Source organism: Streptomyces lunalinharesii (assembly GCF_039532155.1).
Lineage (GTDB): Bacteria > Actinomycetota > Actinomycetes > Streptomycetales > Streptomycetaceae > Streptomyces > Streptomyces lunalinharesii.
In genome coordinates this window covers 104,108-128,391 of record NZ_BAAARK010000015.1, presented here as the reverse complement: position 1 = coordinate 128,391, position 24,284 = coordinate 104,108, and the positions used below count along the sequence as shown (strand labels likewise).

Sequence of the window (24,284 nt, the reverse complement as noted above, 5' to 3'; positions counted from 1 at the left end):
GGGCCGGGGTCGGGCCGGGTGCCCCGTCGGTGTGGGCGGGCGGCCGGTCAGGCTGCGGCGGCGGCCAGCAGGGTGGCGTGCAGGCCGGTCAGCAGGGCGGCGCAGCGGTCCCGGCCGAGGTCCTTGACGGTGAGCCGGACGGTGAGGTCGCGGTCGCTCTCCAGGGCGCGGGCGTAACATCGCGGGCCGATGGTGGTGAAGGGTTCTTCCCAGGTCAGCACCGGCTCTTCGGCGGACGCCCGGATCGGGAGCGGGTCGAATGGCGAACTGTCCGGCAGGGCAACGAAGTTGAAGGCGCAGGCCGGTTCGGCGGCGTGCGGCGTCCGCTGGCGCAGTGCGGCGACGGCGGTGACGTCGTGCATGCCGTGCCGGAAGGCGGCGAGGGCACTCCAGTGGACGGCGTCGGCGAGGGCGACCAGGTCGGCGGTGCGGGCCCGTTCGACCCGTGCCGGCACCCACTGGTTCATGGAGGTGACCAGGTCCTTCCAGCGGCCGCCGAAGCGGTTGGCGCTCATCAGCTGCACCAACAGGGTGTCGGTGTCGCACAGGCTGGCCACGGTGTGGACGTAGGCGGCCAGGACGACGCTGGAGACGGAGACCCGGGCGCGTTCGGCGACGGCGTGTGCGGCCGGGCGGGCGGCGGCGGAGCGCAGGGTGGCCTGGACGGTGCCGCCCTCGGCGCCGGGGGTGCGGGGCAGGGCCACCGACGGTGCGCCGCCGAGGAGTTGGTCCCAGTGGTCGAGCGCCGCGGCCTGCCGGCGGAGTCCGGCGGGGGCGTGCTGGGCGGCGGCCAAGTCGGCGGGTCCGGGTGGAGTGGGGCCGAGCCCGTCGGGGTCGGTGAGGGCCTGGCGGAACTCGCGGTGCAGGAGTTCCTGGGCCCAGGCGTCGGCGGCGATGTGGTGCTTGGCGAACAGCAGGTGGGACGGGTCCCCGCGGTGCGTCAACAGGCGGGCGCGCCAGCCGTGTTGGCGCCTCAGGTCGAAGGGTTCGCCGGCCAGGCGGGCGGCGAGTGCGTCGGGTCCCGCCGCGTCGCGGTGGTCGGCCGGTGCCGCGTCGAGCGTCGGCAGCGCGTCGTCGAAGTCCGCGTCGGGCGCCAACTGCCGTGGCGCGGCCGGGTCGTGGACGTCGTAGCGGGTGCGCAGGGACGGGTGCCTGGCGACGACGGTGCGCAACGCGGTGCGGGCCCGTGCGGCGGTGGTGCCGGGTGGCAGGGGCCAGGCGGCGGCGTTGTTCGGCTCGTGCCACCGGGCCGCCGGGAGGTCTCGGATGTCGTGCCACACCGAGAGCTGACCCAGCGACAGTGGTCCTGCCTCGGACATACAGATCCCCCATGTCGCATTTCCGTAATACGGAAGATGAGTTCCATGCGAACCACGACGCTGCCACAATCCGCCGAACGTGGCAAGAAGTGATCCAACTCGCGAAGTGATCCACCTCACACGCCGACGCCCGGAAAGCCATGAGAGCCTGAATGCCACTTCCCGGAATCATCTTTCCAAATGCCGGAACACGGTGGCAGTTTTTCGACCCATATCCCGTGATCTGCCCCGCCTTTGCTCCGAAACATCGTGTGTGAACGCCACAGGGGGATTCAGCACCGTGAGTCAGCAGCCGCACCCGTCCGCCGCCGACCTCCGCCCGGACTTCCTGCACTCCTTCCTGCTCGACCCGGCGCGGCACTCCCCCGACGCCCCCGCCGTCGTCGAATCGCCCGAGGCCGGCCGGACCACCGTCACCAGCTACGCCGAACTCCGCTCCCACACCGACGCGTTGGCGGGCGCCCTGGGAGCGCTGGAGCTCGAACCCGGCTCCCGGGTGATCCTGGAGGCGGACACCAGCGCCCCGGCCCTCGCGATGCTCCTCGCCTGCTCGCAAGCGGGCCTCACCTTCGTCCCGGTGAGCCCGCAGACCCCGCAGCAGCGCCTGGAGACCCTCATCGACACCGTGCGCCCCGCCCTGCACCTCCAGGCGGCGAACGGCAACCGGACGGACGTGCCGGAGGCGGTCGGGACCGGACGCTTCGACCGCGACGGTCTCACCGTCGAACGGGCCCCCGCGCACCGCCCGCCCCGCCGCCGCACACCCTGCCCCACCGACCCGGCGTACATCATCTTCACCTCCGGCACCACCGGACGGCCCAAGGGCGTGGTGATGAGCCACCGCGCGGTGGTCGCGTTCTACCGCGGCATGCTGGCGCACCGGATCGCCGGCCCCGACGACCGCATCGCCAGCACCTCACCGCTCCAGTTCGACTTCTCGCTGCTCAACATCGGACTGGCCCTGGGCAGCGGCGCCGCCGTCGTCCCCGTTTCGCCCCAACTGGTGCGCTGGCCACGGCACTTGCTGCGGATCCTGCGGGAGACCGGTGCCACCCAGGTCAACGGCGTCCCCTCCATCTGGCGTCAGGTGCTGCGCCACGAACCCAAGCGACTGGCCGCGTTGACCGGGCTGCGCGGGGTCCTCTTCTGCGGCGAGGAGTTCCCGCTGCCCGAACTCCGTCGCCTCCAGGAGCTGTTGCCGACCGCCCGGATCGTCAACTGCTACGGCGCCACCGAGTCCATGGCCTGCTCCTTCGAGGACGTGCCGAACCCGCTCCCGGAAGAGGTCGAACGGCTCTCCCTCGGCACCGCCCACCCGGGCGCCGAAATCCTGCTGGTCGACCCCGACGGCCGGGTCGTCGACGAACCCGACGTGGTCGGCGAGATCCACCTGCGCAGCCCCGCCCTGTTCTCCGGCTACTGGGGCGACCCGGAGGCCACCCGCGCCACGCTGGTCCCCGACCCGCTGTGCCCGGAGTCCGGCCAGTACGTGCTGCGCTCCGGGGACCTGGCGCTGCGCGGCACGGACGGCGGCTACCGCTTCGCCGGACGGGTCGACTCCCAGGTACAGATCAACGGCAACCGCGTCGAACTCGGCGAAGTGGAGCGGCGGTTGACCGCACACCCCGGCGTCACCGCGGCCACCGCCCTGCCGTTGCCGCTGCCCGGCGGCGGCACCCAACTGGCCGCCTTCGTCACCCTCGCCACCGGCCACTGCCTCGACGACCCCGGCGACCTGTGGACCTTCTGCGCCGAGACGCTGCCCCCGTACATGGTTCCCCAGGAGATCCGGGTGCTGGACCGGCTGCCCACGACGGCCCACGGCAAGGTCGATCGCACCGCGCTGCTGGCGGAGGCCGGGGCGAGAGCCGAGGACGCCGGAGCCGCGCCCGTCGGGAGCGCCCGGTGACCGGACTCGACGAATCCGCCACCACCACCGCGGGCCTCGCCGCCGAGGGCCGACTGCGGAGCTTCGTGCGGGTGCGGGCCGGCGGGCTGCCCGGTGCGTTCTGGGTCCTGTGGGGCGGCTCGCTGGTCAACCGGCTGGGCGCGATGGTCAATCCGTTCCTCAGCCTCTACCTCACCGGCGCCCGGCACGTCCCGGTCGCCACCGTCGGCTGGGTGCTGGCCGTCGGCGGCGCCGGCGCGGTGATCTCACAACCGCTCGGCGGCTTCCTCGCCGACCGGTTCGGCCGGCGGGCGGCGCTCACCGGCGGGATGCTGGCGAACGGCGCGACCCTGCTCGTCCTCGGCAGCGCGCGCAGCCTCCCGGTGCTGATCGCGGCCTGCTTCGTGCTGGGCATCACCCTCGACCTGTTCCGGCCGGCCGCCCAGGCACTGGTCGCCGACGCGGTGCCGGCCGCCGACCGGACCCGCGCCTACGGCCTGCTGCTGTGGGCCGTCAACCTGGGCTTCTCGATCGCCATGGTCCTCGGCGGCTACCTCGCCGCGCACGGCTTCGGCCTGCTGTTCTGGCTCGACGCCGGGGCCTGCACGGCGTTCGGAGTGCTGGTGTGGCTGGCCGTCCCCGAGACCCGACCGGCCCTCCGGGAAGGGTCCGCCGGCGGCTTCGGCACCGTGCTGCGGGACCGGGTGATGGTGGCCTTCGCCGGCCTCATCGTGCTCTACGCGGTGGTCTTCCAACAGGCCTTCACCACACTGCCGTTGGCGATGACGGCCACCGGCATGTCGAGCGGCGCCTACGGCACGGTGATGGCGGTCAACGGCCTCGTCGTCCTCGCGGCCCAACCGCTGATCGGCCACCGGCTGGACGGCCGGGACAAGAGCCGGTTGCTGGCCCTCGGCTTCGCCGTCGCCGCGGCCGGCAACGCGGTCGCGGCCACCGCCACCTCGGCCGTCCACTACGGCCTGGCGGTCGCGATCGCCACGCTCGGCGAGATCCTGGTCTTCGCGGTCACCGCGGCCGTCGTCGCCGACCTCGCGCCGCCCGCGCTGCGCGGCCGCTACAACGGTCTGATCGGCATGGCCTGGGGCACCGGCTTCCTGATCGCCCCGGTCGTCGGCACCCGCCTGCTCGTCGTCGGCCCCACCGTCCTCTGGCTCAGCTGCGCCGCGCTCAGCCTGCTCGCAGCCCTCGGCCAACTGGCCCTGGCGCCCGCACTGCGCCGCCGCGCGCCCCGCTGAGCACGCGCCGCACCCCCACAAGGAAGGAAGGACGTGCCCACGAAGCCCCGCCAGAAGGTGCTGCTCCTGGAAGCCGACGTCGCCGCGGGCGGCGATCTGCTCGCGGCCGCCGCCGGCCTCGGCCTGGACGCCTACGTGGCCACCCACAAGGAGCTCTACGCCCACTACCGGCCCGAGTTGACGGACCTGATCACCGGCACCGCCTTCACCGACTTCGCCGACCCGGCCCGCGCCCTCGACGACCTGACCGGCTTCTGCCGCGACACCGGCATCGACGGCATCGTGCCCTGCTGGGAGTTCCTCACCCCGCTCGCCGCCCGACTGGCCGCCGCGCTCGACCTGCCCGGCCACCGCCCCGGGCCGGCGCCGGCCGGCCGCAACAAGCGGCTGATGGCCGAGGCGTTCGCCGCCCACGGCGTCCCGGCCCCGCAGACCGTGACCGCCCCCGACCCGGACGCCCTCGCCCGGCGGATCGCGGCCACCGGCCTGACCTACCCACTGGTCGTCAAACCGGCCGAGAACGCCGCGTCGATCGGCGTCTCGGTGGTCCGCTCGGCCGCCGAACTGCCCGCCGCGGCCCGACGGGCGCAGTCCCAGCGCCACAAACTGCCGCACGGCATCGCCCTGGACACCACCCTGCTCGCCCAGGAGCACGTCGACGGACCGGAGTTCAGCGTGGAGACGGTCGTCGCCGACGGCACCGTCCACCACCTCGCGGTCACCGAGAAGTTCACCACCGCGGGCACCCGCCGCGCCGAACTCGGCCACACCGTGCCCGCGGCGCTGCCCCCACAGGCCAGGGCCGCGGTGTGCGCCGCGGCCACCGGTGCGGTGACCGCCCTCGGCCTGCGGCACGGCCTGGCGCACACCGAGGTGAAGGTGGCGCCGACCGGCCGGCCGAAGGTCATCGAGGTGGGGGCGCGACCGCCCGGCGACCTCATCATGCGGCTGGTGCACGAAGCCCTCGGCATCGACATGGCCCGCGCCCACCTCCAGGCCGTCCTGGGCGAACGCCCCGACGTCACCCCGCGCCGGAACGCCGCCGCCGCGATCCGCTTCCTGACCGCCCCCGAAGCCGGGACGCTGCGCTGGGTCGGGCGGCTCCCGCACGGCGACCACGTCGTCGCCACCCAACTGACCAAGATGCCCGGCGACGCCGTGGGCGGCCCGGACGACAACCTGTCCCGGATCGGCCACCTCATCGTGCGCGCCGGCACGCCCGCCGAGGCCAACGCGGCGGCCGACGCGGCGCTGGCCGCCGTCCCCGTGGAGCTGGCCACCCGCTGGTAGCGCACCGCCGGTAGCACTGCCACCGACCGACCGGCGGCGTAACGTCAACACTGTGCCGCGGCCGTGGGTAGGTGGACCATGACGACCGGTGGGGCCGCGGAAGCCCCACTGGGTCGGGAGGTGCTGCGGACGATGGCCGAGACCGGGGCCTCGTCGGCCATGGTCTACGAGCTGGCGCCGGACGCCCCGGTGCTGCGGCTGACCGCACTGAGCGGCATCCCTCCGCCGGTGCTGGACCCCTGGCGGCGGATCGCGCTGGCCGCGCCCCTCCCGGTCGCGGTCGCGGCACGCGGGCAGCGCCTGGTGTGGGCGGCCGGCCACCAGCAGCTGGCCCGGGACTTCCCGCGGACCGCAGTGACGCTGCCCTACGACTTCGCGCTGGGCGCGGCCCCCCTGAACGACGGCACCGACTGCCGGGGCGCGGTGGTGCTGCTGTGGCCGGCCGGCCACGCGCCGGAGCTGTCGGACGCCGAACGGACCGCGTTCGCGGCGGCCTGCCCGCGGCTGGCCGAGCTGCTGCCCGCGGGCCCCGGCCCCGACGGGCCGCTGGTGGTCCCGGTGCCCCCGGCCCGCACCGTCGACCCCGACCAGGCGCTGGCCGCTGTCGACTACGTGGAGCGGCTGCCGGGCGGCGGCTGCGCACTGGACCTGGACGGGCGGGTCACCATGCTGAGCGGGAGCGCCGCCCGACTGCTGGGCGCCGGCGTGCCCCGGCTGCTCGGGACCCGGCCCTGGGAGGCGCTGCCCTGGTTGGCCGGGCCGGTCTTCGAGGACCGGTGCCGGGCCGCGGTGATCAGCCGTCGCCCGGCGTCGTTCACCGCCCGCCGGCCCCCGGCGCAGTGGCTGGCGTTCCGGCTGTTCCCGGACGGTCGGGGGGTGAGCGTGTGGATCAGCGCCGCGGACGACCAGGAGGATCCGGAGGCCCGCTGGCCCACCGAGGTCATGCCGCTGCGGGCCGGGCAGATGTACCACGTGCTGCACCTCGCGGCGGCGCTCACCGAGGCGGTGGGCGTCCAGGACGTCACCGAGCTGTTCGCCGAGCAGATCGTGCCGGCCTTCGGTGCCCAGGGGATGATGATGTACGTCGCGGACGCGGGCCGGCTGCGCACCGTCGGTCACCGCGGCTATCCGCAGGCCGCCGTGGAGGCGTTCGAGGGGATCCCGCTCAGCACCGCGAACAGCCCCACCGTGCGCGCCCTGGCCACCGGCGAGCCGAGCTTCTTCAGCACCGTCGAGGAGACCGAGCGGTTCTTCCCCGGGCTGGCGGAACTGACCGGGATGGCGGCCCGGGCGGTGCTGCCGCTGATCGTCTCCGGACGCCCGGTCGGCTGCTGCGTCCTGGCGTACCGCCACCCGCGGACCTTCACCACCTCCGAGCAGCAGGTGCTGACCTCGCTGGCCGGGCTGATGGCCCAGGCGCTGGACCGGGCGTTCCTCTACGACACCAAGCAGCAGCTCGCGCACGACCTGCAGGCCGGGCTGCTGCCGCACCGCCTGCCGCCGGTCCCCGGTCTTGCGGTCGCCGCCCGCTACCTGCCGTCGACCCGCGGCATGGACATCGGCGGCGACTTCTACGACCTGATCCGGCTCGACGAGCACCAGGTGGCCGCGGTGATCGGCGACGTGCAGGGCCACAACGCGGCGGCCGCGGCGCTGATGGGCCAGGCCCGCACCGCGGTGCACGCCCACGCCTCGGCCGGCGCGGCACCGGACGAGGTGCTGGACCGCACCAACCGGCTGCTCTGCGACCTGGACCCCGACCTGTTCACCAGCTGCCTCTACGTCCACCTCGACCTGCGCACGCACCAGGCGTGCCTGGCCAGCGCCGGCCATCCGCCGCCGGTGCTGCGCCACCCCGACGGGCGCACCGAGGTGCTGCGGGTGCCGCCTGGGATGCTGCTGGGCGTGGCGCCCGGCACCCGCTACTCCGCCACCACCGTCGCCGTGCCGCCCGGCGCGGTGCTCGCGCTCTACACGGACGGGCTGGTCGAGCGGCCCGGCCGGGACCTGGACGAGGGGGTGGCGGACCTGGCCACCGAGCTGGCCGGGGCGGACCTGGCGGCGGACCCCGGCATCCTCGCCGACGCCGTCCTGGCCCGGCGCGGGGCGCGGCGCGAGAGGCTGGACGACGTGGCGCTGCTGCTGCTCGCCCCGACCGGCGGCGGTCCGGACGACGGCGGGTGAGTCGGATGAGCGGGGAGCCGAGCGGGGTGCCGCCCGGCCCGGAGGAGCGCGACTACCCGGCCGACCGGGCGGCGCGGTGCGACGGTCTGCCGGCGCTGGACGCCGCGGTGGTCGACTGCCGGGCCTGTCCGCGGCTGGTGGCCTGGCGGGAGCGGGTGGCGGTGGAGCGGCGGGCGGCGTTCCGGGACTGGGAGTACTGGGCGCGGCCGGTTCCGGGGTTCGGCCCGCCGGACGCGGCGCTGGCCGTGGTGGGCCTGGCGCCGGCCGCGCACGGCGGCAACCGCACCGGGCGGATGTTCACCGGCGACGCCTCCGGCGACTTCCTGTTCGCGGCGTTGCACGCGGTGGGCCTGGCCTCGCAGCCGACCGCCACGCACCGGGGCGACGGGCTGGCGCTCCACGGGGTGCGGGTCACCGCGCCGGTGCGCTGCGCGCCGCCGCAGAACCGGCCGACCGGGGCCGAGCGGGCGACCTGCCGTCCCTGGTTGGCGCGGGAGCTGGCCCTGCTGGCGCCCGGGCTGCGGGTGGTGGTGGCGCTGGGCGGGTTCGGCTGGGACGCGCTGTGGCCGGCGCTGGGTGCGGCGGGCTGGCCGGTGCCGCGGCCCCGGCCGGCGTTCGGCCACGGCGCGGAGGTGACCCTGCCGGCCGGCCCGCGGGGCGGGGAGCTGCGGGTGCTCGGCTGCTACCACCCGAGCCAGCGGAACACCTTCACCCGCCGGCTCACCCCGGACATGCTGCTCGCCCTGCTCGACCGGGCCCGTGAACTCGCCGGGCTGTGAGACGGGCCGAACGTCCCGGGGCCAGTACCCTCAGATGGGGTAAATACCCCATATAACGCATTCGCCCGGTATCCGGCAGAGACGGAACGGCTCTGATGGTGGACTTCGAGGAGCACGGCCACGACGGGCGGCAGGCGCCGCTCGACATCGCCGACGCCGCCCTGGTGCTGTGCGACGCCCGCGGCCGCGTGGAGAGCTGGCCGGACGGTGCCGAGCGGCTGTTCGGCCACCCGGCCGCGGACGTGGTGGGGCGGGCCGCGGCGTCCCTGCTCGCCCCGGACGACGCGGCCCGGCTGTCCGAGCTCGCCGCCGAGTGCCGGGCGCACGGCGGCTGGAGCGGCACGCTCACCGCCCGGCGCAAGGACGGCTCCCTGGTCGACGTCATGGTGCAGCTGGCCCGGGTGACCGACGGCGACGGCACCGCGCACTGGCTGGTGGTGTCCGCCGAGGCGTCGTTGTTCCCGGGCTGGGAGATGAGCCGGGCGGTGCTGGAGAAGCTCCTGATGCAGACGCCGGTCGGGATGGCCGTGGTCGACACCGACCTGCGGTTCGTGTGGTCCAACCTCGCCCTGGAACGGTTCGGCGGCGGCCCGGCGCAAGAACGCATCGGACGGCGGCTGGCCGAGGTCCAGCCGGGCCTCGACGCACAGGCGCTGGAGGCCCAGATGCAGCGCGTCCTGGAGAGCGGCGAGCCGGTCCTGGGCTACGAACACCTCGGCCGCCCGCAGTCCGACCCGCGCTCCGAACGCGCCCACGCGATGTCGTTCGTCCGGCTCGACGGCGTCAACGGCCGCCCCATCGGCGTCTGTTACACCGTCCTGGACATCACCGAGCGGTACCGCAACCGGCAGCGGCTGACCCTGCTCGACCGGGCCGGCACCGCCATCGGCCAGTCCCTCGACGTGCTGCGCACCGCCCAGGAACTCGCCGACGTCGCGGTGCCCGACCTCGCCGACTTCGTCACCGTGGACCTGCTCGACTCGGTGATCCGGGGCGGCGACCCGCTCACCGGGCCGCCCGGCGACACCGACCGGGTCGCGCTGCGCCGCGGCGGCCAGCAGTCGGCCCGACCGGGCGTCCCCGAAGCGGTCGTCGACGTCGGGGACCTGGCGTCGTACCACTCCTGGTCCCCACCCATCCGGGCCCTGGTCGACGGCAAGTCGTGGCGGGTGGAGTGGCTGGACCCGCAGGGCCCGGAGTGGGCCGCCGACATCCCCGGCGGCCGGCGCCGGCTGCTGCGCGAACAGGGCCTGCACACCGCGATGGTGGTGCCGATCCGGGCGCGCGGCACGACGATGGGCGTCACCAGCTTCTTCCGGCGGGCGCGCAGCGAACCGTTCAGCCCCGACGACCTGCGGCTGGCCGAGGAGTTCGTGACCCGGGCCGCGGTCTGCCTGGACAACGCCCGCCGCTACACCCGGGAACGCTCCGCGGCCCTCACCCTCCAGCGCAGTCTGCTGCCGCAGGGCGTCCTGGAGCACAGCGCGCTGACCCTGGCGACCTCCTACCGGCCCGCGGACGAACTGGCCGGGGTGGGCGGCGACTGGTACGACGTGATCCCGCTGTCCGGGGCGCGGCTGGCGCTGGTGGTGGGCGAGGTCCGCGGGCACGGCATCGGCGCGATCGCCACGATGGGGCGGCTGCGCACCGCGGTGCAGACCCTCGCCGCCCTCGACCTGCGCCCGGAGGAACTCCTCGCCCGCCTCGACGACCTGGTCAGCCGGGTGTCGGAGGAGGGCGGCCAGGGCGCGGACGCCGGCGCGGTGGGCACCAGTTGCCTGTACGCGGTCTACGACCCGGTCGGCCGCTGCTTCACCCTCGCCAGCGCCGGGCACCCGCCGCCGGTCATCGTCGCCCCCGACGGCACCGCCGCCTTCGCCGAACTGCCGATCGGGCCCCAACTGGGCGTCAGCGGACTGCCGTTCGAGGCCGTCGAGGTGACCGTCAAGGAGGACAGCGTGCTGGCCCTCTACACCGACGGGCTGCTGGCCGGCGCGGGCCCCGGGGCCGGCGAACCGGCCAAGGACCGGCTGCTGCACGCCCTCGCCGCCCCGGACGACTCCCTCGACGCACTCGGCGAAGCCGTCCTCGGCGCACTGGTGCCGCGCCGGCAGCACGACGACGTCACGCTGCTGCTGGCCCGCACCCGCGGCCTGGCCCCGGACCGGTTCGCCTCCTGGGAACTGACCGCCGACCCGGCCCTGGTGGGCCGGGCCCGGGAGATGGCCGCGCAGCAGCTGACCGAATGGGACCTGTCCGCGCTGACGTTCACCACCGAGCTGGTCGTCAGCGAACTGGTCACCAACGCGATCCGGTACGGGTCGGGGCCGATCCGACTGCGGCTGATCCTGGAGCACACGCTGATCTGCGAGGTGTGCGACGGCTCCAGCACCTCCCCGTACCTGCGGCATCCGCGGACCACCGACGAGGGCGGGCGCGGACTGTTCCTCATCTCCCAGTTCACCCACCGGTGGGGCACCCGCTACACCACCGACGGCAAGGTGATCTGGGCGGAGCAGTTGCTGACCTGACCGGCCCGGCTCACCCGGCCGGCACGCCGCCGGCCGCCTGCGCCGCCGCCCGTTCCCGCGCCGCGGCCGCCCGCTCCGGCGCCCCCAGCTGCTCCGCCAGGCGGGCCTTGGCCGACCAGTTGTAGGGGCAGACCGGACGCAGCCGGCTGCGCTCGCTCAACAGGGTGCCGGCCAGGTCGTGGCGGCCGGCCCGGAGCGCGGCCTCGACCAGGGTGCGCTGGACCGCGTCGCGCTGGGCGTGGCTGCCGCCGAAGACGTGCAGCCGGTGGCGGACCGGCAGCAGCAGGTCGGTGGCGCCGGCGAAGTCCCCGCGGCCGTAGGCGAGCAGCGCCCGGCAGACGGGCAGGCCGACGTCGGCGGTCATCGCGCGGTTGGTGGGCGACGGGCCGGCCGGAACCCCGGCCAACCAGCGCTCGCGGTCCCGGACGAGCCGCTCGGCCCGGTCCTGGCGCCCCGCGCCGACGTACGCCATCACCGCGTGGGCGTCGTTGAAGGCGTAGTGCGGGCCGTCGTCGCGGCGCTCCCAGGCGTCGGCGACCGCCGCCCAGCGGGCCCCCTGGTCGTCCCCGTCGAGGTACAGGCGCCACAACAGGGCCGCGGCGTCGATGAGTTCCATCGCCACGTCCGCGGAGTCGGCGTGGTGCACCGCGGCGTCGTAGACGTCCAGGACGCGGCCGGTGTCGCCGGCTTCCAGGAGGAACAGGGCGTGGTGCCACCAGTTGTGGACGGTGAGCAGGGTGCCGTCCGACCAGGCGTCGGTGCGGGCGTCCAGGAAGCGCGCGCCGTCGGTGAACCGGCCGCGCATCTCGTAGGTGTGCGCCACCGCGTGGATGCCCCACACGTCCCGCGGACGCCGCTCCAGGGCGGCCAGGCCGGTCTCTTCGGCGTGCTCGTAGTGGCCGTTCTCCTCCAGGCCGAAGGCGTACATGCCCAGCAGCGGGCCGTAGTGCGGATCGTCCTCGTCCCAGGCGTCCAGCGCCCCGCCGACCCGGTCGCGCAGCCGCAGCGCGTCGCCCGTGAGGAAGTCGTGGTGGTGGCCGGCGAACAGGGCCAGCAGGTCGCGGGGGTGGGCGACGGCGACCTCGCCGAGGATCCAGCCGGCGGTGCCGTAGTCGCCGTCCAACCAGGCGCCCGCTGCGGCCAGGTGCATCCGCTCGCGCGCGGTGGCCCGGTCGGCGTCGAGGGCGGCGCGGAACGCGGTGAAGGTGTCGCGGGCGGCCGCCGCGCCCTTCTCCTCCGTGCCCAGCACGCCCAGGTAGGCGGCGAGGGCGTGGGCCATCGGCGCGCGGGGCGCGGCGGTCAGTAGCTCCCGTGCGGTCTCCTCGATGCGGGGACGGAAGAACAGCAGGTCGTCCAGGGCCCGTTCGTAGAGGTCGAGGGCGTCGGGACCGGTGTCGGTCAGGGCGAGCCCGTGCCGGTCGACTGTCATGGTGGCTCCTGCGGGGTGAGTGGGGGTGCCGCCGGATCCCGTCGGATCCGTGGATCCTTCGGTCCGGACCCACGGGCAGATAGCTACCCCCCTCGCCCGGCTCCGCCCCGTCTCCGCAGGAAAGGCCCACTTATGCTCCCTCTGGACGGCATCACGATCGTCGCGCTCGAACAGGCGGTCGCGGCACCCTTCGCCACCCGCCAACTCGCCGACCTCGGCGCCCGGGTCATCAAGGTGGAACGCCCCGGGACGGGCGACTTCGCCCGCGCGTACGACGAGACGGTGCGCGGGATGTCCAGCCACTTCGTCTGGCTCAACCGCAACAAGGAGTCGATCGCCCTCGACGTGAAGCGCCCCGAGGACGCCGCGGTGCTGCGGCAGCTGCTCGCCCGCGCCGACGTCTTCGTGCAGAACCTCGCACCGGGCGCCGCCGAACGGCTGGGCCTGGACGCCGCGGCGCTGCTGGCGGCGCACCCGCGGCTCGTCGTGTGCGACATCTCCGGCTACGGCACCGGCGGCCCGTACGCGCACGCCAAGGCGTACGACCTGCTGGTGCAGTGCGAGGCCGGGGCGATGTCGCTGACCGGCACCGAGCGGGAACCGGCCAAGATCGGGCTGCCGGTGGCCGACCTCGCCGCCGGGATGTACGCCTACAGCGGGATCCTGACCGCCCTGTACGAACGCGAGCGCACCGGCCGGGGCGGCGCCTTCGAGGTGTCGATGCTGGAGGCGCTGGGCGAATGGATGGGCTACCCCGCCTACTTCACCCGCTACGGCGGCACCACCCCGCCCCGCTCCGGCGCCGAACACGCCACGATCGCCCCGTACGGGCCGTACCGCGCGGCGGACGGCGCACGGGTCTTCCTCGGCGTGCAGAACGCACGGGAGTGGTCGGTGTTCTGCGGACAGGTGCTCCGGCTCCCGGAGTTGACCACCGATCCGCGCTTCGCCACGAACTCCGCCCGGGTCGCGAACCGGACGGCGCTGCGGGAACGGATCGAGGAACGGTTCGGCCGGCTGTCGGCGCGCGAGATCGAGCGGCGGTTGGCCGACGCCCGGATCGCCCACGCCCGACTGCGCGACGTCACCGGGTTCACCGAGCACCCCCAACTCGCCGCCCGGGACCGCTGGCGCACCGTGGACTCCCCGGTCGGCCCGCTGGACGCGCTGCTGCCGCCGGTCACCGTGCCCGGCCGGGAGCCCCGGATGGACCGGATCCCGGCGCTGGACGAGGACCGCGAACGCATTCTGGCGGAACTCGACGACACGTCGGGGGAAACGCCCGGCAACCGCTGACGCCCCTCTGGCCAGCGGCCCGGTGCCGTACGACGATGTCGACGCGGACCCGACCGGCGGCGGACGTCGCACGGCCGGGCCGCCCTCCCTTCGAAAGGACTCCGCCCATGGGCAGACCCCGCGCCGCCCGCGGCCGCCTCGTTCCCGCGCCGCTCGCCGCCCTGTTGGTGCTCGTCCTGGCCCTGCTCGCACTGCCCGCACCGCCCGCGCACGCTGCCGCCGGTGATCCGCCCTCCTCCGTCGACGCGTACTGGACCGCGGGGCGCATGGAGGCCGCCGAGCCGGTGGCGGCGAAGGGGACCGGGCCGGCGCGGCCGACCGCCGCGCCGGTACCGCCCAGCCACCCCTTCGCGGGACTGCCGCAGGTGGGCACGTTCTTCTGGACCGACGGCAGCAACACCGGCCGGTTCTGCGGCGGGACGGTGGTCCGCAGCCCGCACCGCGACCTCGTGGTCACCGCCGGGCACTGCCTGCGCTCCGCCGACCCGAAGAAGTACCTGTCGTTCGTGCCGCAGTACCACGACGGCCAGAAGCCGCACGGCATCTACCCCGTCGAGCGGACCTACCTCGACCAGCGCTACTACGACCTGGGCACGGACGGCGGCGCCCGCTGGGACTACGCGGTGGTCCGGGTCGGGCCGCGCGCGGACGGCGCCCGGGTCCAACAGGTCACCGGCGGCTTCGACCTGCTCCCCTACCCCGGGTACGACCACCGCGACGTCCGGCTCATCGGCTACCCCGGCAACAGCGACGCCCGCTACCCGCAGCCGCTGGACTGCGCCTCGGCCACCCACCGCTACACCAGCACCGACCCGGCCGCCCCGGGCGACTTCCTGGAGATCCCCTGCGCCGGGTACGTCGGCGGCACCTCCGGCGGGCCGTTCCTGGTACGGGACTTCGGCGGCTACGCGCTGATCGGCGTGATCGGCGGCTACCACACCGGCGGGGACACCCCGGACATCTCCTACAGCTCGTACTTCACCCTCGACATCGCGCTGCTGTACCTGCACGCCGTACGGGGCGACACCCCGGCGGCACCGCGCACCCCGGCCTGACGCGCGAACGGGCGCCCGGGTGAAGGCCATTCGTTCGTTTGTTCTTCACCCGGTGGACGGCCGGGTCCGGCCGGCTGCTTCTAGGGTTGCCGCGCTCCCCCACCCCCTACGCCCGTCACTCCTGTCCGGAGGACAGTCATGACCGCAGTCACGGCGCGCAAGCGCACCCGGCGTTCCCTCACCGCAGTGGCCGGCGCGGCGGCCCTCGCCGCCGCCTCGCTCGGGCTGTGGGCCGCGTCCGGCGCCACCGCCAGCGCCCAGGCCGCCGCGCTCCCCTCCCCCGACCACGTGGTCGTGGTGATGCTGGAGAACCACGCCTACGGCCAGGTCGTCGGCAGCTCCAGCGCGCCCTACCTGAACTCCCTCAAGGCCGGCGGCGCCGACCTGACCCAGTCGTTCGGCCTCACCCACCCCAGCGAACCGAACTACTACATGCTGTTCTCCGGCTCCAACCAGGGCCGCACGGACGACAGTTGCGTCCCGGTCGGATCGATGTCCGCCCCCAACCTCGGCGCCGAGCTGATCGCCGCCGGCCAGACCTGGGCGAGCTACAACGAGGGCCTGCCGAGCCAGGGCTCGACGACGTGCAGCAGCGGGAAGTACGCGCAGAAGCACAACCCGTGGTTCGGCTTCTCCAACGTGCCGACGAACACCGCCAAGACCATGACCCAGTTCCCGTCCGACTACAGCACCCTGCCGAAGGTCTCGTTCGTCATCCCGGACCTCTGCAACGACATGCACGACTGCTCGGTGGGCACCGGCGACACCTGGGTCAAGAACAAGCTCAGCGGCTACGCCGAGTGGGCCAAGACCCACAACAGCATGCTGGTCGTCACCTTCGACGAGGACAACCGCCTCTCCGGCAACCGCATCCCGACGCTCTTCTACGGCGCACACGTCGCGCCCGGCAGCTCCAGCAGCACCACCTACAACCACTACAACGTCCTGCGGACCCTGGAGGACCTGGCCGGTCTGAGCACCCACGCCGGCAACGCCGCCGCCGCGTCCGACGTCACCGGCATCTGGAACTGACGCCCGTGTACCTCGCGGACTCCCGCAACAGCACGGCCGGCACCCCCGGCACCGCCGCCGCCCCGGACACCACCCGCCCGGGGCGGCGGCCCGCGGTGCCCGGCACGGTGCTCGCCCTCGGCGCGGTCAGCCTGATCACCGACGTCTCCGCGGAGATGATCACCGCGGTGCTGCCGCTGTACGTGGTCACCGCCCTCGGCCTGTCGCCGCTCGGCTTCGGCCTGCTGGACGGCATCAACAACGGGGTGGGGGCGCTGGTCCGGCTCGCCGGCGGCCACCTCGCCGACGGCGGCGGGCGCCGGCACAAGGTGGTGGCCGGCCTCGGCTACGGCCTGTCCGCGCTCTGCAAGCCCCTGTTGCTCCTCGCCCAGGGACTGCCGGCGATCAGCGCCGTCCTGGCCGTCGACCGCGCCGGCAAGGGACTGCGCACCGCGCCCCGGGACGCGATGATCTCGCTGTCCACCCTTCCCGAGCACCGCGGCCGGGCGTTCGGCGTGCACCGCGCGATGGACACCGCCGGCGCGCTGCTGGGGCCGCTGGCGGCGTTCGCGGTGCTGCGGATCGCGGTCGACGGCTACGACGCGGTGTTCACGGTGAGCGCGTGCGTGGCGGCGCTGGGCGTACTGGTGCTGGTGCTCTTCGTCCCCGCACGGCCCGGCAGCGAGCCCAGCACGGCCCGGACCAGCACGGCCCGGCCCGCCGCCACCGCCCCGGCGCCCGCCCGCCCCGCACTGCGCGACTCGCTGGCCCTGCTCCGCCGCCCCGACCTGCGCCGCCTGACGCTGTGCGCGGCACTGCTCGGGCTCACCACCGTCAGCGACGCGTTCCTCTACCTCCTCCTCCAACGCGAACTGGGCGTGCCCGCCGCGCTGTTCCCGCTGCTGCCGCTGGGCACCGCCGCGGTCTTCCTGCTGCTCGCCGTGCCGCTGGGCGCACTCGCCGACCGGGCCGGCCGCCGCCGGCTCTTCCTCGCCGGCCACGCCGCGCTCCTGCTGGCCTACGGACTGGTCCTCGCCCCGCTGCACGGGCCGGCCACGGTCGTCGCGGTGCTGGCCCTGCACGGCGCGTTCTACGCGGCCACCGACGGGGTGCTGGCCGCCGCCACCGCGGGCGCGGTCCCGACCGAACACCTGGGCGCCGGACAGGCACTGGTGGGCACCGGTCAGGCGCTGGCCCGGTTCGTCTGCTCGCTGGCGTTCGGCGCGGCCTGGAGCCTGTGGGACGGACGGTCCGCGCTGGCCCTCGCCGCCGTCGCCCTCGCCGCCGCCGCGCTCGGCGCCGCCCGGCTGCTGCGGACCACCGACGCACCGGACCGAAGCCCCGGCGGCACCGCCGACGGCGACCGCCCCACCCCCGAGGGAGCGCCCCGATGAACCGCAAGACCCGCCTGGCCGTGCTGCTGTTCGCGGTGGTGCTGCTGGGCACGGTCGGCACCGCCGCGGTGCTGCGCGCCGCCGACCGGTCCGCCGTCCGCGACCGGCAGCAGGCCGACGGCCCGGCGGTCCGCACCGGCACCGTCCGGCTCGCCCCCGACGGGGAACGGCAGTTGCTGGTGCGCAACCTGGCCTGGGGCCCGCACCGCGACGAGATCGCCACGGTGCCGGCCGACCATCCGCAGGGGCCGCGCACCGCCTCCGGCGTGAAGTGCCTGCGCTTCCACGCCGCCGCCGGCACCGGCATCTGCCTCCAGGCCGAACGCGGCACCCTCCAGGACAGCTACCGGGCGGTGGTCCTCGACTCCCACCTTCGGGTGCGGCACCACTTCCCCGCCGCCGGCATCCCCACCCGGGCCCGGGTCTCCCCCTCCGGCCGGACCGTCGCCTGGACGGTCTTCGTCAGCGGGGACTCGTACGCGGGCACCGCCTTCTCCACCCGCACCGCGATCGCCGACACCCGCACCTGGGCGCTGGACGACAACCTGGAGGAGTACGCCGTCCGCCTGGACGGCCGGCCCTACCACGCCTCCGACGTCAACATCTGGGGCGTCACCTTCGCCGACGACACCCGCTTCTACGCGACCCTCGCCACCGGCGGCCGCACCTACCTCGTCCGCGGCGACCGCACCGCCCGCACCCTCACCACGCTGCACACCAACGTCGAGTGCCCCTCGCTCTCCCCCGACGGCACCCGGATCGCGTACAAGAAGCGCGTACCCGGCGCCTCCCCCGACGCCCCCTGGCGGCTCTACGTCCTGGACCTCGCCACCATGAAGGAGACCGCCACCGCCGAACACCGCAACATCGACGACCAGGCGCTCTGGTCCGGCAACGGCACCCTGGTCTACGCGCTCCCCGGCGACTACGGCTCGGACCTGTGGACGGTCCCCGCCGACGGCTCGGGCACCGCCCGGCGGATGATGACCTCCGCGGTCGCCCCCGCCTACCTCGGCTGAGGCGGCCACCGGCTAAGCACACCCCCGCTTCCGCCCCCGCGGCGGCCGGTCCAGCCGTTCCCCGGTCTGACCGGTCGCCAGGTCACGGGCGAGCGAAACCTGCGACAGCAACACCGCCCCCCACAGGATCAGGCCGAAGCCCAGCGCCTCCGGCACCAGCCACCAGCCGACGCGGACCCGCTCGTCGAACAGCGTCACCCCCAACGACAGGCTGATCAGCGCGTCCCCCAAGGTGAGCACCGGCTGGGAGGCGGTCAACGAACCGGACTGCATCGCGTTCTCCATCATGAACAGCGCCAGCACCCCGGTCAGCGCGAAACCGTAGGCCTGCCACGACACGAAGAACTCCGCCGGACCGCCGCGCTGCCAGGCGTGCGTGGCGTCCTTGAGCAGCGCGGCGGTGAGCGCGTACCCCACCGCGGTCGCCGCACCGAAGCAGGCCGCACGCACGCTGCCGGCCCCGCGGCGCAACCCCGCCCCGACCGTCACGGCGATCACCGACGCGCAGACGACCAGGGCCGGCACCCAGCGGCTCAACGGGGCGTGGTCCCGGCCGACGGTGGGTGCGGCCGCCGCCAGCGCGATGCCCAACCCCACGACCAACAGGCCCACCCCCGCCCAGCCGCGCCCGGAGATCCGCACCGGCACCGGCCCGCCGAGCAGCACCCGGCCGATGAGCAGGGCCAACGGCAGCTCCAGCACGAAGATCGGCTGCACCACCGACAGCGCGCCCGACGACAGCGCCAACGCCTGGAAACAGGCCGCCGGCAGCACCATCAGCATCCCGCCGAGCCACGCCGCCCGGTGCAACAGGTCGGCGAAGAGGCCCAGCCGGAGCCGGCCGGAGACCGGCACGGTGCGGGCCGCGCGGCGCTGGAGCACCGTGGACAGCGCGTTGCAGGCCGCCGCGAGCACCGCGAAGACGACGGGCACCCACACCGTCACGCGCCCACCTCTCCCTCGACCGACCCCGTCCCCGACGCTAACCGCAGCCCGGCCGGGCCGCCCGGCACGGTCGTGCAGCAGGGTCCGTCGCTGTCGTTCGTCCGCGTGACACCCCGGCGCGTCGCTTGGCCACCCGGCGCCCCTCCCGCACCGTGAGACCGTGCGCCGCATCTCTCCCCTCCTCGCCACCGCGCTGGCCGCCGCCTCCCTGGCCGCGGCCGGCTGCACCTCCGCACCCGCCGCCGGCCCGGGCCCCGGCGGCTCGGCCCGGCGCACGGTCGCCCCCGGGCGGCTCTCGCCGCTGCTGATGCCGTGGCCGGTGGTGGCGGAGGGACAGGCGGGGCCGGAACCCCGGTCGGTGCTGCGATGGGAGCACGTGGCGATCGGTTGACGCCCGGCCGCCCTACGGGCCCCGCCGGGACGTTCCCACGTTGTGGCGTTCCCCGCCGTTGCGCCTGCGGCGGGCGTTGTCCGCTGCGCGGGGCTGTTGGGTGCCGGTGACGGGCCTGCGGGGGTGGTGTGCAGGACTGCTGCGCTTTACGTCCTGCACACCACCCCCTCCGGCCCGCCCCCTCCCGTTGAGGGTGGGTTGAAAGACGGGTGAGTGGGCCCCGGGGTGAGTGGTCCGGTGTCCGTCTCACTTCAACGACGAACCCGCAGTGGCCCCGACTGGCCTGGCCCCGACGTGCCTCTCCTCCACCCTCATACGGGAGGGGACGGGTTGGCGGGAGGTGGGGTGCCCGGACGTAAAGCGCAGCAGTCCGGGCACCCCACCTCCCGCCAACCCGGCACCGCACCCCTACAAGCCCCGCGCAGCGGCCCACGCCGCAGGCGCAAACACCAACCACGGCGGGGAGCCCGACAACGTGGGAACAGGCCCGAGCCGCCAGGCGCAAACGGCCTAAAGCCCCGCGACGTGGTTGACCGCCGCCCAACTGAACGTCATCGCGGGCCCGATCGTCGCGCCGGGGCCCGGGTACGTCTCGCCCATGGGGGCGGCGGAGACGTTTCCGGAGGCGTAGAGGCCGTCGATGGGGGTGCCGTTCTCGCGCAGCACGCGGGCGTCGGCGTCGGTGACCAGGCCGCCCTTGGTGCCGATGTCGCCGGGGTGGACGGGGATGGCGTAGTAGGGGGGTTTGGTGAGCGGGGCGAGGTTGGGGTTGGGGAGGGTGGGGTCGCCGTAGTAGCGGTCGTAGACGCTGTCGCCGCGGTGGAAGTCCTCGTCCCGGCCGGCGTGGGCGAAGCCGTTGAAGCGGTCGAGGGTGGCGGTGAGGCGGTCGGCGGGCATGCCGGTGGCCTCGGCCAGGGCGGCGACCGAGCCGGCCTTCTTGACGAAGCCTTCGGCGAGCCACTTGCTGGGGAACGGCTGGCCGGGGAAGAGGCCCGTGAAGAGGTACCGGGACTTGGATCGGGCGTCGAGGATCAGCCAGGACGGGACGGTGGACGCCTCGGGGGTGTGCGCGGCGTACATCGCGTCGACGAACTGGTGGTACGGCGCGGCCTCGTTGGCGTAGCGCTCGCCGGCCTGGTTGACGATGACCATGCCGGGGATGCCGCGGTCGGCGACGAGGAAGAAGGGGGGTGCGCCGGGCGGGCAGACCGAGGGGGCGCCCCAGACCTTGTCGAGGAGGTCGGTGGCGGCGCCGGCCTCGATGCCGAGTTGGAGGGCGTCACCGGTCTGCCCCTCGGAAGCCGAGGTCCAGGCGGCGGAGGTGGGGGCGGGCAGGTGCTTCTCGCGGAGTTGTTGGTTGTGGGAGAAGCCGCCCGAGGCGAGGATGACGCCGCCGGTGGCGCGGATGGTGACCTCGCGGCCGTTGCGGAGGGCCCGGACGCCGGTGATCCGGTCGTTCTCCTGGATCAGGCCGGTGAGTTGGGTGGACAGCCACAGGTCGCCGCCGAGGGCGTGCAGGGAGTGCCGCATCCGGGCGATCAGGGCCTCGCCGAGGGAGAGCGGTTTGGCGCCGGTGGCCAGGGCCTTGACCGCGCGCAGTCCGACCTTGACGGAGGCCCGGCGGCCGGCCCAGGTGCGGGCGACCATGTTGAGGTAGCGGAAGTCGTAACTGGTGATGGTGAGGCCGTAGTTGGGCAGCTCGGAGCGGCGCAAGGTGGCGCGCTGTTCGGCGGTGAGCTTGGTGAAGTCGAAGACGGCGGGTTCGACGGAGCGGCCCTGCGGGTAGCCGCCGAGGGCCTCGGGGAAGTAGTCGGAGTAGCCGGGGGTGTAGACGAAGCGGACGGCGGTGCGGTCGTGGAACTCCCGCACCATCTTGGGCCCGTTGGTGAGGTAGCCGTCCTTGAGGGCGTCGGGGACCCGGTCGCCGATGGTGGCGTCGAGGTAGGCGCGGGCCTTCTCCCGGGTGTCGCCGAGGCCGGCGTCGTCGAGGTGGAAGTTGGTGGGTACCCAGATCGCGCCGCCGGACAGGGCGGTGGAGCCGCCGTAGCGGTCGGTCTTCTCGATGATCAGGGGGCGCAGGCCGCGCAGGCGGGCGGTGAGGGCGGCGGCGAAGCCGGCCGCGCCGGACCCGGCGATCACTACGTCGTAGGTGTGGTCCCAACTGTCTTTCATCGCAGCTCCGTTGGTGCGGTGGGCGGTCAGCGGACGGTGATGGCGGCGTGGCTGAGGACCACGGCGTCGTCGCGGTCCGGGGCGGTGGCGCGGAGCAGGTAGCCGTGGCCGTCGGGGTGGTGCCACAGGTGCAGGCGCAGCGTCTCGCCCGGGAAGAAGACTCCGGCGAAGCGGGTGCGGCAGCCGGTGACCCGGGTCGGGTCGGACCGCAGCAGCCGGTCGGTGACGGCCTTGACGGCCATGCCGAAGGTGCACAGGCCGTGCAGGATCGGGCGGTCGTAGCCGGCGGTGCGGGCGGTGGTGGGGTCGGCGTGCAGCGGGTTCCAGTCGCCGGTCAGGCGGTAGAGGAGGGCCTGTTGACGCATCGTCGGGAGGTCGAAGAGGTGGTCGGGGGCCCGGTCCGGGACGGGCGTGGGGTCGCTCGGACCGCGGTCGCCGCCGAAGCCGCCGGCGCCCTGCACGAAGATGTGGTTGCGCTGGGTGAGCAGGGGCCGTTCGTCCTCGTCGAGGAGGGTGGACTCCTGGACGAGGACGGCGGCCCGGCCCTTGTCGTACACCGCGGGGACGTGGGTGACGGCGGTGGCGCGGGCGGCGGCGGGCAGCGGGCGGTGCACGGTGATCTCCTGGCCGCCGTGCAGTGCCTGGGCCAGGTCGAGGTGGACGCCGGGCAGGTCGAAGACCTGGAAGCCGATGCCGCCGGTGCCGCCGGCGACGGTGCCGAAGGTGGGCAGCACCGCGAGGCCGCGGGCGTGCCGCTCGTAGACGTAGGCCAGTTCGCGTTCGTCGGTCTCCGGGACGCCCGCGCCGAGCGCGAGGTGGTAGAGCCGCACGTCGCGGTCGTCCCAGGTGACCTCGGTGCGCACGGGTGGCGCGGAGGTCACCTGGGCCACGTCGATCGGCGGTGCCCCCATCTTCTGGAAGAGGGAGTGGGTCATGCGAAGGCTCCCGTTGCGTAGCCGCCGCGGAAGTACAGCAGCGGCGTGCCGTCCTCGCGGGCGGTCAGGTCCAGGACCCGGCCGGTGACGATGAGGTGGTCGCCGGCCTCGTGGACCGCGTCCAGCGCGCAGTCCACGGTGGCCAGCGCGCCGTCCAGGTGGACGGTGCCGTGCGGGCTGGGCCGCCAGGACAGCCCGGCGAACTTGTCGGTGCCGGACGCGGCGAGGCTGGCGCACGCCGCGCGGTGCTCCTCGGCGAGGACGCTGACGGCGAAGCGCCCGGCGGCCGCGATCCGCGGCCAACTGGTGGAGTTCTTGCCGATGCAGAGCAGGATCAGCGGTGGTTCGAGGGAGAGCGACGCGAAGGACTGGCAGGCCAGTCCGGCGGGCGCGCCGTCGGCGTCGAGGGTGGCGACCATGGTGATGCCGCTGGCGAACCGGCCGAGGACGTCCCGGAACACGGTGGGTTCGATCAGCCGTTCCACTGGTGTCCCCAGAAGCTGTCGGCGGTGATCTCCTTGGCGACCCAGGTGGCGGGGTCGACGACGAGGCCGTCCCAGCCGTACTCGACCTGGAAGCCACCGGGTGCCTGGGCGTAGAAGGAGACCATGTGGTCGTTGGAGTGGCGGCCCAGGGAGGAGGCGATGGGGATGCCGGCCTTCTGCATCCGGTCCAGGCAGAAGCCGACGTCGTCCAGGGTCTCCAGCTCGACCATGAAGTGCACGATGCCGGGCGGCAGGGCGCCGGGGTAGAGGCCGAGGCTGTGGTGGCGGGCGTTGGGGCTGAGGAAGTTCATCCAGTAGTGGTCGCGGCCCCCTTCGCCGGTCGGGACGGCGATCGGGGGGAGTTTCATCCGGTCGCGCAGCTGGAAGCCGAGCAGGTCCTCGTAGAAGGAGACGGCGGCTTCCATGTCGGGCGCCGGCAGGACGACGTGGCCCAGTCCGAGGTGGTCGCCGGTGACGAAGCGGTTGCCGTAGGGGGTGCCGAGCGGGGTGTGGTCCTGGGCCTGGCCCCAGTAGATCTCCACCGGGTTGCCGGCCGGGTCCGTGCAGTGGAGGAGGCCCTGCACCCGGCGGTCGTCGAGGGTGGCCTGGTCGGCGTGCTTGACCGCGACGCCGGCGGCCTCCAGTTCGGCGGCGGCTTCGGCGAGTGCGGCGGCGCCGGCGACCTCGAAGCCGGCGGCCAGCAGCCGGTCCTGTTCACCGGCTTCGAAGGAGAGGCGGCGGATCCGGTCGTCGATGCGGACGTGCAGCACCTCGTCGGTGCTGCCCTCGGCCTCGACCATGCCGAGGATGTCGAGGGTGTAGGTGCGCCACTCGGCGAGCCGGGCGGTCTCGATGCGCAGGTAGCCCAGAGAGCGGATGTCCATGGCCGTGCCTTTCGGTGCCGG

At 74.5% G+C, this 24,284-nt stretch carries 19 protein-coding genes; 12 read left to right on the top strand and 7 right to left on the bottom strand.

Going from position 1 to position 24,284, the window contains the following annotated elements:
* Positions 1-47 precede the first annotated feature (47 nt).
* The gene (locus ABD385_RS22790; protein WP_344579098.1) at positions 48-1,319 is read right to left on the bottom strand and encodes a condensation domain-containing protein; all 1,272 of its coding nucleotides are present in this window, start codon (positions 1,317-1,319) and stop codon (positions 48-50) included.
* Between the two features lie 280 nt (positions 1,320-1,599).
* Here ABD385_RS22790 and ABD385_RS22785 point away from each other — a divergent pair, with 280 nt between their 5' ends.
* The 6 genes from ABD385_RS22785 (at position 1,600) to ABD385_RS22760 (ending at position 11,247) form a co-directional block, all read left to right on the top strand.
* Positions 1,600-3,228 (top strand): AMP-binding protein, encoded by a 1,629-nt coding sequence (locus tag ABD385_RS22785; RefSeq protein ID WP_344579095.1) that lies wholly within the window; start codon positions 1,600-1,602, stop codon positions 3,226-3,228.
* Entirely contained in the window at positions 3,225-4,463 is a 1,239-nt protein-coding gene (locus tag ABD385_RS22780) for an MFS transporter (protein ID WP_344579093.1), read from the top strand. Before ABD385_RS22785 ends, ABD385_RS22780 begins: the two co-directional genes overlap by 4 nt.
* A 33-nt stretch (positions 4,464-4,496) precedes the next feature.
* Positions 4,497-5,753 carry an ATP-grasp domain-containing protein gene (locus tag ABD385_RS22775; protein WP_344579091.1) on the top strand — a complete coding sequence of 419 codons (1,257 nt, stop codon included), beginning with the start codon at positions 4,497-4,499 and terminating at the stop codon, positions 5,751-5,753.
* 78 nt (positions 5,754-5,831) lie between these two features.
* A complete protein-coding gene (locus ABD385_RS22770; protein ID WP_344579090.1) occupies positions 5,832-7,937 on the top strand; it encodes a SpoIIE family protein phosphatase in 2,106 nt (701 codons plus the stop codon).
* Between the two features lie 5 nt (positions 7,938-7,942).
* On the top strand, positions 7,943-8,716 hold the full coding sequence (locus ABD385_RS22765; RefSeq protein ID WP_344579088.1) for a uracil-DNA glycosylase: 774 nt from the start codon (positions 7,943-7,945) through the stop codon (positions 8,714-8,716).
* Positions 8,717-8,811: 95 nt separating this feature from the next.
* Positions 8,812-11,247, top strand: a complete 2,436-nt coding sequence (locus tag ABD385_RS22760; protein WP_344579086.1) for a SpoIIE family protein phosphatase — start codon at positions 8,812-8,814, stop codon at positions 11,245-11,247.
* Positions 11,248-11,257: 10 nt separating this feature from the next.
* Here ABD385_RS22760 and ABD385_RS22755 read toward each other — a convergent pair whose 3' ends face one another.
* On the bottom strand, positions 11,258-12,676 hold the full coding sequence (locus ABD385_RS22755; protein ID WP_344579084.1) for a tetratricopeptide repeat protein: 1,419 nt from the start codon (positions 12,674-12,676) through the stop codon (positions 11,258-11,260).
* Between the two features lie 132 nt (positions 12,677-12,808).
* Between ABD385_RS22755 and ABD385_RS22750 the strand changes: the two genes are divergently transcribed.
* From ABD385_RS22750 to ABD385_RS22730, 5 genes are all read left to right on the top strand, one after another.
* A complete protein-coding gene (locus ABD385_RS22750) occupies positions 12,809-13,972 on the top strand; it encodes a CaiB/BaiF CoA transferase family protein (protein ID WP_344579082.1) in 1,164 nt (387 codons plus the stop codon).
* A 107-nt stretch (positions 13,973-14,079) separates the two neighbouring features.
* Positions 14,080-15,027, top strand: coding sequence for a trypsin-like serine peptidase (locus tag ABD385_RS22745; RefSeq protein WP_344579081.1), 948 nt, complete (start codon positions 14,080-14,082; stop codon positions 15,025-15,027).
* Positions 15,028-15,165: 138 nt separating this feature from the next.
* Positions 15,166-16,059, top strand: coding sequence for an alkaline phosphatase family protein (locus tag ABD385_RS22740; protein WP_344579079.1), 894 nt, complete (start codon positions 15,166-15,168; stop codon positions 16,057-16,059).
* 5 nt (positions 16,060-16,064) lie between these two features.
* Complete coding sequence (locus ABD385_RS22735) at positions 16,065-17,432, top strand: MFS transporter (protein ID WP_344579077.1); 1,368 nt, start codon at positions 16,065-16,067, stop codon at positions 17,430-17,432.
* Positions 17,429-18,451 (top strand): TolB-like translocation protein, encoded by a 1,023-nt coding sequence (locus ABD385_RS22730; RefSeq protein WP_344579076.1) that lies wholly within the window; start codon positions 17,429-17,431, stop codon positions 18,449-18,451. The genes ABD385_RS22735 and ABD385_RS22730 overlap by 4 nt, the downstream gene beginning before the upstream one ends.
* 12 nt (positions 18,452-18,463) lie before the next feature.
* On the opposite strand, the gene ABD385_RS22725 is transcribed toward ABD385_RS22730, so the two are convergent.
* Positions 18,464-19,396: a DMT family transporter gene (locus ABD385_RS22725; RefSeq protein WP_344579074.1), complete on the bottom strand. Its 933-nt coding sequence runs from the start codon at positions 19,394-19,396 to the stop codon at positions 18,464-18,466.
* A gap of 160 nt (positions 19,397-19,556) precedes the next feature.
* On the opposite strand from ABD385_RS22725, the gene ABD385_RS22720 reads away from it, so the two are divergent.
* On the top strand, positions 19,557-19,787 hold the full coding sequence (locus tag ABD385_RS22720) for a hypothetical protein (protein ID WP_344579073.1): 231 nt from the start codon (positions 19,557-19,559) through the stop codon (positions 19,785-19,787).
* 510 nt (positions 19,788-20,297) lie between these two features.
* Here ABD385_RS22720 and ABD385_RS22715 read toward each other — a convergent pair.
* From ABD385_RS22715 to ABD385_RS22700, 4 genes are read right to left on the bottom strand one after another with little or no spacing between them, the layout of a single operon-like run.
* Entirely contained in the window at positions 20,298-21,959 is a 1,662-nt protein-coding gene (locus tag ABD385_RS22715; RefSeq protein ID WP_344579071.1) for an FAD-binding protein, read from the bottom strand.
* Between the two features lie 26 nt (positions 21,960-21,985).
* Entirely contained in the window at positions 21,986-22,894 is a 909-nt protein-coding gene (locus tag ABD385_RS22710) for a MaoC/PaaZ C-terminal domain-containing protein (RefSeq protein WP_344579069.1), read from the bottom strand.
* Positions 22,891-23,379 carry a flavin reductase family protein gene (locus ABD385_RS22705; RefSeq protein WP_344579067.1) on the bottom strand — a complete coding sequence of 163 codons (489 nt, stop codon included), beginning with the start codon at positions 23,377-23,379 and terminating at the stop codon, positions 22,891-22,893. Before ABD385_RS22705 ends, ABD385_RS22710 begins: the two co-directional genes overlap by 4 nt.
* Entirely contained in the window at positions 23,367-24,263 is an 897-nt protein-coding gene (locus ABD385_RS22700; RefSeq protein ID WP_344579065.1) for a VOC family protein, read from the bottom strand. The genes ABD385_RS22705 and ABD385_RS22700 overlap by 13 nt, the downstream gene beginning before the upstream one ends.
* Between the last annotated feature and the right edge of the window lie 21 nt (positions 24,264-24,284).